The organism is Streptomyces sp. SD31, from assembly GCF_052068475.1.
Lineage (GTDB): Bacteria > Actinomycetota > Actinomycetes > Streptomycetales > Streptomycetaceae > Streptomyces.
The window spans coordinates 367,425-381,225 of the sequence record NZ_JBQHCX010000009.1 but is presented as its reverse complement, the minus strand read 5'-3'; the positions used below and the strand labels follow the sequence as shown (position 1 = coordinate 381,225).

The following is a 13,801-nucleotide window of genomic DNA, read 5'->3' as shown; positions in this document are numbered from 1 at the left end:
CCATCCCTGCACCGATACGTGCACCGATACGTGCACCGATCCTGCACCGGGGCTCCGCTACCCGTACTGGAGCCGTACGCTCGCCCCGTCCCGGTCGTCCCGGACGTCGACGTACGCGCACACCTGGCGGGCGAACCACAGCCCCTGCCCCGGTTCCAGTTCCGCGCTCGGCGGCGGTACGAAGCCCGCCAGCGGGTCGTCGACGCGGCGCGCCGTACGCAGTTCACAGACGCAGGCCGGAGCCTCGCCCCACAGCACGGCACCGTCGACCGGGCCGAGGACGGCGACCGCCTCGGTGACGGCCGTGGCGAACAACTCCGCGTCCGCGGCGGACAGCCCTCGCGCGCTCACCCGGCTGCGTACGGCGTCGCCGGTGAGGGCCGGGCCGGCCAGGCGCTCGGCGTCGGCGTCGGGCGGTGGCAGCGGTACGGCGTCCAGTTCGGCGGCGAGCCGGACGGGGTCCTCGTACACCCCGGTGCCGGGGTGGGCGCGGCGGGCGGCGGCGACGATCGCGGAGCCCGCGACGCGGGCGTCGTAGGCGCACAGGGCCGTCGTCGCGAGGGGGGCGAAGAGGAGGTTGGCGAGGGCCTCGTAGCGGATCCACTCGGCGGTCTCGCGCGGCGAACGGCCCGCCCGGCCGCCCCAGACGGGTTCCATGAGCAGATGCATACGGCCGCCCGGGCCGGCGTGCGCGGCGAGGTGACCGGCGCCCTGGGCGACCGCGTTGGCGGCGGAGCCGGTGTACCACTCGGTGTGCGGGACGAGGCCGACGCTCTTGGCGTCGGTGCCGAGGGCGTCGCGCAGGAGGTCCAGGTTGCCGGGGGCGGCGATGGCCACGGGCGGGGGTTCGCCGGGGGCGGCGAGGGCTTCGGTGAGGAAGGGCAGGGCGGCGGCGAGGAACTCGTCGTCGGAGTCGAAGACGGTCATGCGGTGGTCGAATCCGGGCTGGGCCGGTGCGGGTCGAGTGGTCACGGGTCCGGGCTCCCTCTGGGTGCGTTGGTTGCGGTGGGTGGGAGTCTCAGCGTTGCGCGGCCATCCAGGCCGCGATCTGGCTGCGGTTGCTGAAGCCGAGCTTGCCGAGGATGCGTTCGACATGGCCTTCGGCGGTGCGGCGGGCGATGACCAGGCGGTCGGCGATCTGCTGGTTGGCGAGTCCCTGGGCGACGAGTTCGGCGACCTCGGTCTCGCGGCGGGTGAGACGGACGCCGGTCGCGGGGTGCGTGAGGCGGCCGCCGGCGGTGGTGTGGTGGGAATGGGGTCGGCCGTTCCTCTTCCGTGCGGCTGCGGGCCGTTGGGGCTGTCTGCGGTCATGCACGGCGTAGTCGACGGCTTCCGCCAGGTCGAGTGCGGCGCCGCGTTCGTACGCCCGCTGGTAGTCGGGCCGGCCCAGGGCCTCGCCGGCCCGTGTCTCGCTGTCGCGGCGGGGCGAGTTCAGGGCCGCCGATCCCCATCGGTCGCGGTCGATGCCGGCCCAGACGCGGTCGGCGGCGCCGAGCAGGACGGCCGCCCGCTCGGGGGCGCCCGCCTGGGTGGCGATGTGGGCCAGGAGGTCAAGGGTGAGGGCGATGCCGGTGACGTCGTGAACGGCGAGTTTGAGGCACAGGGCGTGCCGGGCGTGGTGTTCGGCTCGGCGCCAGTCGCGCTGCACGGTGTGGGCGAGGGCGAGCATCCGCAGGACGTACGAGTGCACCCACTCCTCGCCGTGCCGTTCGCACATCCGGCGGGCCCCCTCGCAGACCTCGACGGCGCGCTCGGCCTCGCCCAGGAACCCCAGGGCGCAGGCGAGTTCGACCTGGTCGAGGCCGTGCAGGCTGAGGTGCTGGCCGGGGACGGGGCCGCGGGCGACGCTGGCCTCGAAGTGTTTCAGCGCGGTCGGCAGGTCGTCCATGAAGAGGGTGATGACGCCGATGACGTACTCGGCGTGGGCGGCCTCGGCCTCGTCGTCGAGGTCACGGGCCAGGACGTGGGCTTCCCGGGCGCGGGCGAGTCCTGCGGCGAGGTCATGGGTGGCGGCGGCGAGGAGCCCCGCGATCCACAGGCCGCGGGCCCGTTCCCGGGTCGGCTCCGGGTTGGCGGTCAGGGCGCGGTCGAGCCAGTAGCGGCCCTCGCGGGGGGCGCCGCAGGCGTGCCAGTAGAACCACAGGGTGCCGGCCAGGCGCAGTCCGGCGAGGCGTTCGCCGGGGGTGGCGAGGCTGAAGTCGAGTGCGGTGCGGAGGTTGTCCTGGTCGGCGCGCAGGCGGGCGACGATCTCGCGCTGGCCCGGGCCGAACCAGGCGTTCTCGCAGGCGGTGGCGCGCCGCAGCATCCAGTCGCGCTGGCGGCGGCGGGCCGCGGGCTCCTCGCCGGGTAGTCGGCGCAGGCGGTCCAGGCCGTAGTGGCGGAGGGTGTCGAGGAGGCGGTAGCGGATGCCGTCGGGGCCGGACTCGCGGGACAGTACGGACTTGTCGACGAGGCCGGTGACGGCGTCGAGGACGTCGTCGGGGTGAATGGGGGGCGTGGTGGTGGCCGTGAGTTCCTCGCCCCCGCCGCCCCTACCCGTCCCATCCTGAAGGGGCTCCGCCCCTGCGACCCGTCCAGGGGGCTCCGCCCCCTGGACCCCCGTCGGCCCTGAACGGGCCTCGTCCTCAAACTCCCCCAGAGGGGGCACCCCCAGACGGGCTGAGATGCCCGGGCCGACGCCGAGAGGTGAAGCCCCCGACGGGCGGGCGGGGGCTAGGGACGGCACAGCCTCGTCCTCACACGCCGGACCGGCTGAAGTGCCCCCGCACACCGCCTCCGCCGTCTCCAGGTCGAAGCTCCCCGCCAGCACCGACAACCGCGCCCACACCAACTGCTCCCGCTCCGTGCACAGTTCGTGGCTCCAGTCGACCGCCGCCCGCAGGGTCTGGTGGCGCGGCAGGGCGGCGGGGCTGCCGCCGGTGAGGAGGCGGTAGCGGTCGTCGAGGCGGTCGAGGAGTTGATCGACGTCGAGCACGCGCATACGGACGGCGGCGAGCTCGATGGCCAGGGGGAGGCCGTCCAGGCGGCGGCACAGGCGGGCTACGGCCGCCCGGTTCGCGGCGGTCAGACGGAAGCCGGGGACCACCGCGGCGGCTCGGTCGGCGAAGAGGGCCAGGGCCGGGCAGCCCTCGGGGCCGGAGAGGTCGCCGTCCGGGTCGGGGACCGGCAGGGGGCGTACCTCCAGGAGGTGTTCCTCGGTGAGGCCCAGGCGGTGCCGGCTGGTGGCGAGGATCCGTACGCCGGGGGTGCCGTGCAGCAGGGCCGCGGCGAGCTCGGCGCAGGCCGGCAGCAGGTGTTCGCAGTTGTCGACGAGCAGGAGCAGCCGACGGTCCCGGACCCGCTCCACCAGCGCCTGAAGCGGCGGCTGCGCGGTGTGGTCGTGCAGGTCGAGCGCGTCGGCGGCGGCGAGCGGGACGAGCGCGGGGTCGTGGAGGCCGGAGAGATGCACGATGCGCACGCCGTCCGGGAAGGCCCGTCGGACTCCGGACGCGATGCGTGTGGCGAGGCGGGTCTTGCCGACGCCGCCGGGGCCGGTCAGCGTGACCAGCCGAGCCCTGGCCAACAGCTCGCGTCCGGCGGCGAGTTCGTCGCGCCGGTCGACGAAGCTGGTCGTCTCGACCGGCAGTTGGTGATCCCGTCGTGGCGCTGATCCGCCCATGATCAGCCGTTCCTCCGGGGTGGTGTCGAAGGGAGCCGAGCGGCAAGGGAGCGAGGATCCGAAGGGTCGAGGGGTCGAGGAGTCGAGGAGCCAACAAGCCCGGAGCCGGGAAGCGGTGGCGTCGGGAGGCAAGGGAGCCGGAGGGTGCGTCGGTCCCCGCCATTGCCGCCGCTCCCACCGCTCCCCCTTGCGCGGACCCTCACCCTCCCCCGCCCCCACACCGGCACGCACACCCGCCTCACACCCCCGGGTGGATTTCGTCCGGGAACGCTCGGTGTGCGGTGCGCGCGCGTACACTGCGCGGCTGATTTTCGAATGGTTCACGCCATCAATCACCGTGCCACCCTTGACCTGTCCATGCCACCGGCCCACGATGAGCGCCACACCCGCACGACGCAGTACGTCGCGATGAACCCCACCCCCCACTCCCACAAGGAGAATTCATGCGACTTCGCATACGCGGCTCAGGCGCCCGCAGCGGCAGACGTGCCGCCGCGCTCGCCACCCTGCTCGCTCTCGCCCTCGCGGCGCCCCTGTCCGCCAACGTCTCCGCGAACGCCGACAGCGCCACCAAGGCAGCCTCTTCGACCGATGACGCCCGGCAGTACGAGGTGCACATGCACTCGACGGCCAAGGACCGCACCGCACTTCAGCGGACGGGTGTGACCGTGGACGAGGTCCACGGCCACGGTGTCGTAGTCTCCGGCCGAACGGACCAGATCAAGAAGCTGCGCGACCTCGGCTATGACGTCACCCCGCTCGGCGCGGCCCCCGACCGCTCCTCCGGCGAGGACGACGTCCGCCTCTACGACTTCCCGTCCGGCGACTCGCGCTATCACAACTACGCGGAGATGACGAGCGAGATCAACTCGATCGTCTCGGCCAACTCCTCCATCGCGAGCCAGCGCGTGATCGGGCAGTCGTACCAGGGCCGGAACATCGTCGCCATCAAGATCAGCGACAACGTGGGAGCCGACGAGTCCGAGCCGGAGGTGCTCTTCACCCACCACCAGCACGCCCGTGAGCACCTCACCGTCGAGATGGCGCTCTATCTGCTGCGCGAACTGACCTCCGACTACGGCACCGACTCCCGGGTCACCAGCATGGTGAACAACCGCGAGATCTGGATCGTGCCCGACCTCAACCCGGACGGCGGCGAGTACGACATCGCCACCGGCTCGTACCGGTCGTGGCGCAAGAACCGGCAGCCCAACTCCGGTTCGTCGGCCGTCGGGACCGACCTCAACCGGAACTGGAACTACCGGTGGGGCTGCTGTGGCGGTTCGTCGGGCTCGCCGTCCTCGGACACGTACCGGGGCACGTCCGCCGAGTCGGCGCCCGAGGTCAAGGTGGTCGCCAACTTCGTACGCAGCCGCGTGGTCGGCGGGGTTCAGCAGATCAAGGCCGGGGTCGACTTCCACACCTACAGCGAGCTGGTGTTGTGGCCGTTCGGGTACACCTACTCCGACACGACGACCGGCATGACCGCCGACGACCGCAACGCGTTCGCGACCGTCGGGCGGAAGATGGCGGCCAGCAACGGCTATACGGCGGAGCAGTCCAGTGACCTGTACATCACCGACGGGTCGATCGACGACTGGCTGTGGGGCAGCCAGAAGATCTTCGGGTACACCTTCGAGATGTACCCGTCGTCCAGTGCGGGTGGGGGCTTCTACCCGCCCGACGAGGTGATCGAGCGGGAGACGTCCCGGAACCGGGATGCGGTGTTGCAGCTGCTGGAGAACGCGGACTGCATGTACCGGTCGATCGGCAAGGAAGCCCAGTACTGCAGCTAGGAGCTAGGACTCGCTGTCCTCGAAGTAGGCGTCGAGGACAGCGTCCAGCTGCTCGTCCCACTCCTTGAAGCGGCTCCTGGCCGTCGCCTCGATCTCGATCGGGTACCAGCGGCGGTCAGGAGTGTGCACCGTGACGGTGAAACGCTTCCCGAAGCGCGGGGCCTCCGTCTCGATCGCGCCGATCTCGTCCCAACGGAACTCGCACTCCTGGTCGTCCAGGGAGAGACGGACACCCTTGTGGTCGGCGACGATACGAGCCCGGCGGTCGGCGGCCTCGAAGACGGGCCCGTCGGCGTGAGCCTCTTCACCGGCTTCACCGGCTTCTTCGTTTTCGCCGACTTCCCCGTCCGCGTCGTCGGCGGCCTCGTCATCGGCCTCCGCCTCCGCCTCCGCCTCGTCGGCGCCTTCGAGATCCGCTTCCTCGGAGTCCGGCTTCCTGAAGTCCGTCTTCCCGGAGGCCGCCCTCTCGGAATCTCTCTCCTCCGAGGCGGACTCCTCGGCCACGTCCTCGTCCTTCACGTCCTCCGGCTCGGCGGACACGGGCGAGGTGAGCCCGGGGATGAAGGCCGGGTCGAACCCGGCGCCTTTCAGGGGCTGGCTGCCTGAACCTATGCGCTGCTCCACAGCGCAGCAGTATGGTCGACAACCCTGTGTCCCGCGCAACCAGCCCCCGCATCGTTACACGACCAAGCGCGCTGCATCCATCAGCGCGCTCCGCGCGCGGGCGCCGCCATCCACGTGCGAGGCGAAGACCGGGCGGCCCCCACCAGCAGGGCAGGGCCGCCTCCGTCTCTGCGCCATCAGTCAACGGCAGCCGCCGCGGAAAGGCGCCATCGCGCTAGACGAACACGCTCAGCACAGCCGCCACCACGAACCCCGCCACCGACAGCACACTCTCCAGCACGGTCCACGTCTTCAACGTGTCCCGCTCGCTGATCCCGAAGTACTTGGCGACGATCCAGAAGCCACCGTCGTTGACGTGCGAGGCGAAGATCGAGCCGGCCGAGATGGCCATGATGACGAGGGCGACGAAGGGCTGGGAGTGGTCGCCCTCGGTGAGGAGGGGGGCGACGATGCCGGCCGTGGTGACGATGGCGACCGTCGCCGAGCCCTGGGCCACCCGCAGGACCACCGAGATCAGGTACGACAGGACGATCACCGGAAGGCCCACGTCGTTGAAGGTGTCGGAGAGGGCCTGGGCGACACCGCTGGCCTTGAGGATGGCGCCGAAGACACCGCCCGCGCCGACGACCAGGAGGATGTTGCCGACCGGCTTGAGCGAGGAAGTCGACACCGTTTCCAGGGACTTGCGCGACCAGCCGCGGCGGATGCCCAGCAGGTAGTACGCGAGCAGCAGGGCGATCGTCAGGGCCACGAACGGGTTGCCGAAGAACTCGATCACCGAGCGGGTGGTGGACGGGTCCAGGGCGATCGAGGAGAACGTCGCCGCCAGGATCAGCACCAGCGGCGTACCGATGATGCCGAGGACCGTGCCGAGCGGGACGGGCTTCTCCTGCGGTTCGACCCCTGCCGCCCGCTGCTCGTCGATCACCGCCTGCTTCGCCTCGGCCGCCGCCTCGACCATGTCCTGCGGTACGGCGACGAAGATGCGCCGCCCGATCCAGCCGGAGAACGCCCACGCGGCCAGCACCGCCGGGATGCCGCAGACGACGCCCATGAGGATGACCCAGCCCAGTTGGACGTGGAGCAGGCCCGCTGCCGCGACCGGACCGGGATGCGGGGGCAGGAAGGCGTGGGTCATCGACAGGCCGGCCAGCAGCGGCAGGCAGTACAGCAGGATCGACTTGCCCGAGCGCTTGGCCGCCGCGTAGACGATCGGCGCGAGGACGAAGATGCCGACGTCGAAGAAGACCGGGATGCCGAAGATGAGGCCGGTCAGGCCCATGGCGAGGGGGGCGCGCTTCTCACCGAAGAGGTTCAGCAGCCGGGACGCCAACACCTCGGCGCCGCCGCTGACTTCGAGGATGGCGCCGAGCATGGTGCCCAGGCCGATGATGATCGCGACATGGCCGAGGATGCCGCCCATGCCGGACTCGATGGTGGAGACGGCGTCGCTTCGCTGGACCGTACCGAAGAGTTCGGTGACCGACAGGCCCGCCATCAGGCCGACGGCTATGGAGACGGCGAGGAGCGCCACGAAGGGCTGGAGACGGACCTTGATGATCAGGAACAGGAGCAGGGCGATGCCGATGGCGGCGACCGTCAGCAGTCCGGCCGTACCGTCGACGAGGAGGAGCAGTCCGCCGGTGTGGGGTGGTGTCTCGGCGGGCGCGGATGCGGCGAGCGGGAGGGACAGTGGGGACATTCGGGGGTCCTCTGGGTAAGTACATACTGCTTTCGGGCAGGGGGGATCGCGGCATGGCGTCCCAGGGATGACGGACACCATGCCGTGTACGGCGTGCGGGGAGTTGAGAAGGCGTCGGCGTCAGCCGAGTACGGCCAGCGCGTCGATCTCGATGAGGAGACCCGCCGGCAGGCCGACGTACACCGTGGTGCGTGCGGCGGGCGGCTGGGTCAGGCCCTGTGCCTCGAAGTAGGCGTTGTAGATCTCGTTCATCTCGGCGAAGTGGGCGACGTCCGTCAGATAGACGCGGATCATCATGACGTCGTCCCAGGAGGCGCCGCCCTCCTCCAGGATCGCCTTGACGTTGGCGAGGGTCTGGAGGGTCTGCTCGCGCAGGGTGGGGCCGGCGGGCGTCGGGGACTGTCCCTCGACCGCGGGGAGGAAGCCGACCTGGCCCGCGACCTGGAGGATGTTCCCCTTCTTCACACCGTGCGAGAACTTGGCGGGCGGGGTGGTGTGGGTCTTCGGGGTGAGTGCGATCTTCTCGGTCATACGGGATCCTTGCTTTCCTCGGTCATACGGAGTTGTTCGCTGAGGTCCTGCCGGAGTACTCGCCGCTGATGTCGTCCGCCGTACGGCGCACCAGCGGGAGCAGGGTGAGGAGTTCGTCGGCGGTGACGACGACGTTCGGCGCGGAGACCGACATCGCGGCGACGACCCGGCCGTCGGCACCGCGGATCGGCGCGGCGACGCAGTTGATGGACTCCTCGTGACCACCGAGGTCGGTGGCCCAGCCCTGTTCGCGCACCTTGTCCAACTCCCTCAGGAAGGCGGGGGCGTTGGGGGTGGAACGGGCCGTGTACATGGGGTAGTCGAGCTTCTCGGCGAGGGGGCGGCGCTCGTGCTCGGGCAGATCGGCGAGGAGGAGCTTCGCGACGGCGGCGACGGTGATGGCGACCGGTTTGCCGATCCGGGAGTACATCCGCACGGGGTACCGGCTCTCCACCTTGTCGATGTACAGCACCTCGTCCTCCTCGTACACGGCGAGGTGGACCGTGTGCCCGCACTGCTCGTTGAGGCGTACGAGGTGCGGGTGGGCGATCTCGCGGATGTCGAGGTTCTCCATCGCCTCCTGGGCGAGGGCGATGAGGCGGGCGCCGAGGCGGTAGCGCTGGTCGGACTGGCGGTAGACCATGCCGTGCTCGTGGAGGGTGCGCAGAAGGCGCAGGGCGGTGGATTTGTGGACGCCGAGGCGGTCGGCGACCTGACCGAGGTCGGCGGGGCCCTCGGCGAGCAGCGGCAGGATGCTCAGTGCGCGGTCGACGGTCTGGCTCATGGCGTACGTACCTCCTCGTCGGCCCTGTGAGCGGCTTGCGTCCAGCCGGGGCCGAGTCGAAGTTTCTCCCACGCGGCGTCGTCGAGAGCGACCAGGCGGTCGGCGTGGTCGCGGGAGGGGGGCGGTGCGAGGTCGCCGGGGGCGGTGAGGGTGGCTGCGGCCCAGAGGTGGGCGTGGCGCAGGCGGTGGCTCGGGGGAAGGCCGCGGAGGGTGGCGGAGAGATAGCCGGCGGCGAAGGCATCACCTGCGCCGGTCGCTGCCGCGATGTGGACGTGGGGGGCGGGGACGAAGACGGTTGGCTGCGAGGTGCCCGGCGTTGGCGTGGGCCGGGAGTGGGCCGCACAGCCCGGCGTCGGCGGGGTGCCACCCTTCTTTGGGTCGGGAGCCACCCCAGGCGGCACGACTGCCCGCGGCTGGGCGGACGGGCCCGGCCCGTCGGCCGGCCACGACTGGACGAGCGGGTCCAGACGGTCGGCGGCGAGCGGGTCCGGACGGTCGGCTGCCCGCGGCTGGGGGGACGATTCCGGCCCTTCAGCCGGCCACGGCTGGTCGACCGGGTCCAGGCAGTCGGCAGCCAGCGGGTCCAAGCGGTCGGCGGCGAGCGGCTGGGCGGACGGGCCCGGCCCGTCGGCCGGCCACCGCTGAGCGGACGGGTCCGGCCCGTCGGCCGGCCACGGCTGGGCGAGCGGGTCCGCCCCGTCGGCCGGCCACGGCTGGGGGGACGGGTCCAGGCGGCCGGCGGCGAGCGGCTGGGGGGCGTCCGGCGCGCCGGCTGGCCACGGCAGGGCGGACGGGTCCGCCCCGTCGGCCGGCCACGGCTGGGCGAGCGGGTCCGCCCCGTCGGCCGGACGCGGGACGGCGGAGGCATCCGGCCCGGCGGCTGCTTGTGGGCTCGGCCCAGGTCGCGTTGCCTCAGTTGCGTGCTCGAAGAGCGTCGCGCCCCTCGACCCCTCCTTCACCACCAGTACCCCCGGCTCCGGCAGCAGCGCGCGAATCGCCTCCGGCCCCCCGGTCACCCCCCAAGCCGCCTCCGCTTCATCGGCGCCCACGAACACCACGTCGCACGCCCGCGCCAGCTCCAGCAGCACCGCCGGCCCGTCGGCGTCCCGCCACAGCCCCGGTCGATAGTTGACGTCGAAGGAGATGAGCGGGCCACCCGGCCGCCGTGCGACGAGCTCCCGCAGCAACTCCAGGCACCCGCCCGACAACGCCGCCGTGATCCCCGACAGATGCAGCACCCGCCCCGACCGCACCGCTCCAAGGTCCACGTTCTCCACGGACATCGCCGACGCCGCCGAACCCGCCCGGTAGTACGCCACCTCATGGGCCTCCGTCGCCCGGTCACCCGCCGTGCGGAAGTACACCCCCGTCGGCCGCACCGGATCCCGCCGTACGGCCGAGACGTCGACGCCGTACCCCCCGATCGCCTCCACCAAGTGGTCGCCGAACCCGTCCGACCCCACCCGGCTCACCCACCGCACGCAGTGCCCTGCGGCAGCGAGCCCGCACGCGACATTGGACTCCGCACCCCCGATCCCCCGCTCGAACGACGGCACATCGGCGAGGCGTCCCGGACGGGTGGGCAGGAACGTGACCATGGACTCGCCGAGCGCGACAACGTCGACGACGTCGAGGGCATTGCAGGGTCCGGTGACAGTCACGATCGTCATAGCTCCTCGGCGGCTCAGCGAGACGCGGCTCCGTTGACCCCGCGTGGCCGAGATGTTAGACAGCCGTAAGCGATATATGCAATGGATGTTGCAGAGAATGCAACATCCCAGATCAGGGAGGTTCCATGAGCAACGAGGCGCTCGCCCGACTGGCCGAGGAACGCGTCGATCACCGCTTCAAGGGCCTCCCCCCGGACGCCGACGGCCTGACCGTCGCCGAGCTGGCCGCCCAGCGCCGCAACCTCTTCACCGGCGGCTTCGCCACCCCCGTGCTCGCGCTCTCCGCCGAGCGCCTGGAGCACAACCTCGACCTCATGGAGACGTACGCCGCCCGCCACGGACTCGCCTTCGCCCCGCACGGCAAGACCTCCATGGCCCCCCAGCTGTTCCAGCGGCAGATCGAGCACGGGGCGTGGGGCATCACGCTCGCGGTGCCGCACCAGGTGCGGGTCGCGCGGGCATACGGCGTCCAGCGGGTCTTCCTCGCCAACGAGCTGGTGGACCCGGCGGCCCTGCGCTGGATCGCCGGCGAGCTGGCCGCCGATCCGGACTTCCGTCTCATCTGTTACGTCGACTCCGTGCGCGGTGTGGAGCAGATGGACGCGGCGCTGAGGGGCGCCGGTGCCACCCGCCCGCTGGACGTCGTGGTCGAACTGGCGGCCGGGGACGGCGCCCGTACCGGCGTGCGTACGGAAACCGAGTGCGCGGCGATCGCGGACGCGGTGACGGCCGTGCCGACGCTGCGGCTGGTCGGCGTCGCGGGGTACGAGGGCGAGGTCCCGCAGGCGAATCCGGAGAGGGTGCGGGCGTGGTTGCGCCGGCTCGTCGCCCTCGCCGTCGAGTTCGACAAGGCGGGGCGGTTCGCGGGGCTGGACGAGATCGTCGTCAGCGCGGGCGGCAGCGCGTGGTTCGACGCGGTGGCGGACGTGTTCGCCGAGATCCCCGAACTCTCCCTGCCCGTACTGAAGTTGCTGCGCTCGGGTGCGTACGTCTCGCACGACGACGGCCACTACCGCAAGCTGACCCCGTTCAACCGGGTCCCGGCCGAGGGCGCCCTCGAACCCGCCTTCCGCCTCTGGGCCCAGGTGGTCTCCCGCCCCGCCCCCGACCAGGCCTTCGTCAACGCGGGCAAGCGGGACGCGGCATACGACCTGCACCTGCCGTTCGCCCAGGTGGTCCGCCGGGAGGGGCTGGAGCGCCCGGCGACCGGGATCTCGGTGACCGCCCTGTCCGACCAGCACGCATGGCTGCGGACGACCGAGGAGGCGGACCTGGAGGTCGGGGACTGGCTCGGCATGGGGCTGTCCCACCCGTGCACGTCGTTCGACAAGTGGCAGCTGATTCCGGTCGCCGAGGCGGACGGGACGGTCGTCGACTACATCCGCACGTTCTTCTAGGAGGCCCGGAGTGGAAGAGCTCGTCATCCGTGACGCGGACGTGGTGGACGGCTCCGGGGCGGACGCGTACCGCGCCGATGTCGTGATCGACGGCGGCCGGATCGTCTCGATCGTCAAGGAGGCGGCCGCCGCCGGCTGCCAACGGCCCAAGGCACGCCGGGAACTGGACGCGGAGGGCCTCGTCCTCTCCCCCGGCTTCATCGACATGCACGCCCACAGCGACCTGGCGCTGCTCCGGGACCCCGACCACAGCGCGAAGGCCGCACAGGGGGTCACTCTCGAAGTCATCGGCCAGGACGGCCTGTCGTACGCCCCCGTCGACGACCGCACCCTCGCCGAGGTCCGCCGCGCGATCACCGGCTGGAACGGCTCCGGCGACGACATCGACTTCGGCTGGCGGACGGTCGGCGAGTACCTGGACCGCCTCGACGCCGGTTTCGAGGGCCGGGGCATCGCCGTGAACGCGGCGTACCTCATCCCCCAGGGGACGGTCCGCGCGCTGGCCGTCGGCTGGGAGGACCGGGAGGCGACGCCGGACGAGCTGGACCGGATGCGGCAGTTGGTCGCGGAGGGCATGGAGCAGGGGGCGGTCGGCATGTCGTCCGGGCTGACGTACACGCCCGGCATGTACGCCAAGGACGCCGAGCTGACGGAGCTGTGCCGGGTGGTGGCGTCGTACGGCGGCTACTACTGCCCGCACCACCGCTCGTACGGGGCCGGGGCCCTTCAGGCGTACGAGGAGATGGTGGCCCTGACGCGGGAGGCGGGCTGCTCCCTCCACCTGGCCCACGCCACGATGAACTTCGGTGTGAACAAGGGCCGGGCGCCGGAGCTGCTCTCCCTCCTGGACAAGGCGCTGGAGTCCGGAGCCGACATCACCCTCGACACCTACCCCTACACCCCCGGCTGCACCACCCTGGTCGCCATGCTGCCCAGTTGGGCGAGCGAGGGCGGGCCCGAGGCGATCCTGGCCCGCCTGTCGGACGACGCGACGGCCGAGCGCATCCGCCACCACATGGAGGTCATCGGCGCGGACGGCTGCCACGGCGTGCCGATCGAATGGGACACGATCGAGATCTCGGGCGTGAGCGACGCTTCTTCCGCGGATTTCGTGGGCCGTACGATCCAGCAGTCGGCGGACGCTCGGGGCGAGGCCCCCTGGGTGACCGCTCGCCGTCTCCTGCTCGACGACCGGCTGGGCTCGACGATCCTCCAGCACGTCGGCCACGAGGAGAACGTGCGGACGATCATGCGGCACCGCGTGCACACGGGCGGCTCGGACGGCATCCTGCGCGGCACGAAGCCGCATCCGCGGGCGTACGGCACGTTCCCGCACTATCTCGGCCGGTACGTACGGGAGTTGGGGGTCCTGTCCCTGGAGGAGTGCGTGGCCCATCTGACCTCGCGCCCGGCGGCGCGGCTGCGGCTGCCCGACCGGGGGCTGGTCCGCGAGGGCTACCGGGCGGACCTGGTGCTGTTCGACCCGGGGACGGTGGCGGCGGGTTCGACGTTCGAGGAGCCGCGGAGGCTGCCGACGGGTATTCCGTACGTCCTCGTCGACGGCCGTTTCGTGATCGAGGACGGCCGCCGGACGGACGTACTCGCGGGGCGGGCGGTCCGCCGGACGCCCGCCCCGTGA

At 71.8% G+C, this 13,801-nt stretch carries 9 protein-coding genes and 2 pseudogenes; 3 read left to right on the top strand and 8 right to left on the bottom strand.

Annotated features, from left to right (window positions below; translation table 11 throughout):
* Nucleotides 1–57: 57 nt before the first annotated feature.
* Nucleotides 58–972 carry an anti-sigma factor RsbA family regulatory protein gene (locus ACTMVF_RS21800; RefSeq protein ID WP_441272748.1) on the bottom strand — a complete coding sequence of 305 codons (915 nt, stop codon included), beginning with the start codon at nt 970–972 and terminating at the stop codon, nt 58–60.
* A 46-nt stretch (nt 973–1,018) separates the two neighbouring features.
* On the bottom strand, nt 1,019–3,658 hold the full coding sequence (locus ACTMVF_RS21795; RefSeq protein WP_441272747.1) for an ATP-binding protein: 2,640 nt from the start codon (nt 3,656–3,658) through the stop codon (nt 1,019–1,021).
* Between the two features lie 443 nt (nt 3,659–4,101).
* Here ACTMVF_RS21795 and ACTMVF_RS21790 point away from each other — a divergent pair, with 443 nt between their 5' ends.
* Nucleotides 4,102–5,454 carry a M14 family metallopeptidase gene (locus tag ACTMVF_RS21790; RefSeq protein WP_441272746.1) on the top strand — a complete coding sequence of 451 codons (1,353 nt, stop codon included), beginning with the start codon at nt 4,102–4,104 and terminating at the stop codon, nt 5,452–5,454.
* 3 nt (nt 5,455–5,457) lie between these two features.
* On the opposite strand, the gene ACTMVF_RS21785 is transcribed toward ACTMVF_RS21790, so the two are convergent.
* The 6 genes and pseudogenes from ACTMVF_RS21785 to ACTMVF_RS21760 all read right to left on the bottom strand — a co-directional run.
* Nucleotides 5,458–6,078: a hypothetical protein gene (locus ACTMVF_RS21785; RefSeq protein ID WP_441272745.1), complete on the bottom strand. Its 621-nt coding sequence runs from the start codon at nt 6,076–6,078 to the stop codon at nt 5,458–5,460.
* 214 nt (nt 6,079–6,292) lie between these two features.
* The gene (locus tag ACTMVF_RS21780) at nt 6,293–7,780 is read right to left on the bottom strand and encodes a GntP family permease (RefSeq protein WP_441272744.1); all 1,488 of its coding nucleotides are present in this window, start codon (nt 7,778–7,780) and stop codon (nt 6,293–6,295) included.
* 120 nt (nt 7,781–7,900) lie between these two features.
* A complete protein-coding gene (locus ACTMVF_RS21775) occupies nt 7,901–8,311 on the bottom strand; it encodes a RidA family protein (RefSeq protein ID WP_441272743.1) in 411 nt (136 codons plus the stop codon).
* Nucleotides 8,312–8,333: 22 nt separating this feature from the next.
* The gene (locus ACTMVF_RS21770) at nt 8,334–9,095 is read right to left on the bottom strand and encodes an IclR family transcriptional regulator (RefSeq protein WP_441272742.1); all 762 of its coding nucleotides are present in this window, start codon (nt 9,093–9,095) and stop codon (nt 8,334–8,336) included.
* Nucleotides 9,092–9,388: pseudogene (locus ACTMVF_RS21765) on the bottom strand (PfkB family carbohydrate kinase); the annotation flags it as partial. The pseudogene ACTMVF_RS21765 and the gene ACTMVF_RS21770, both read right to left, overlap by 4 nt.
* A gap of 612 nt (nt 9,389–10,000) precedes the next feature.
* Nucleotides 10,001–10,765, bottom strand: a pseudogene (locus ACTMVF_RS21760) (sugar kinase); the annotation flags it as partial.
* A 125-nt stretch (nt 10,766–10,890) separates the two neighbouring features.
* On the opposite strand from ACTMVF_RS21760, the gene ACTMVF_RS21755 reads away from it, so the two are divergent.
* Together ACTMVF_RS21755 and ACTMVF_RS21750 are read left to right on the top strand one after the other, a co-directional pair.
* Nucleotides 10,891–12,162 (top strand): amino acid deaminase, encoded by a 1,272-nt coding sequence (locus tag ACTMVF_RS21755; protein WP_441272741.1) that lies wholly within the window; start codon nt 10,891–10,893, stop codon nt 12,160–12,162.
* Between the two features lie 10 nt (nt 12,163–12,172).
* Nucleotides 12,173–13,801: an N-acyl-D-amino-acid deacylase family protein gene (locus ACTMVF_RS21750; RefSeq protein WP_441272740.1), complete on the top strand. Its 1,629-nt coding sequence runs from the start codon at nt 12,173–12,175 to the stop codon at nt 13,799–13,801.

What these genes read in the sequence shown, in the direction of transcription:
- ACTMVF_RS21795 (WP_441272747.1), bottom strand. Translation starts at nt 3,658, where the DNA reads ATGGGCGGATCAGCGCCACGACGGGATCACCAACTGCCGGTCGAGACG.
- ACTMVF_RS21790 (WP_441272746.1), top strand. Translation starts at nt 4,102, where the DNA reads ATGCGACTTCGCATACGCGGCTCAGGCGCCCGCAGCGGCAGACGTGCC.
- ACTMVF_RS21780 (WP_441272744.1), bottom strand. Translation starts at nt 7,780, where the DNA reads ATGTCCCCACTGTCCCTCCCGCTCGCCGCATCCGCGCCCGCCGAGACA.
- ACTMVF_RS21775 (WP_441272743.1), bottom strand. Translation starts at nt 8,311, where the DNA reads ATGACCGAGAAGATCGCACTCACCCCGAAGACCCACACCACCCCGCCC.
- ACTMVF_RS21770 (WP_441272742.1), bottom strand. Translation starts at nt 9,095, where the DNA reads ATGAGCCAGACCGTCGACCGCGCACTGAGCATCCTGCCGCTGCTCGCC.
- ACTMVF_RS21755 (WP_441272741.1), top strand. Translation starts at nt 10,891, where the DNA reads ATGAGCAACGAGGCGCTCGCCCGACTGGCCGAGGAACGCGTCGATCAC.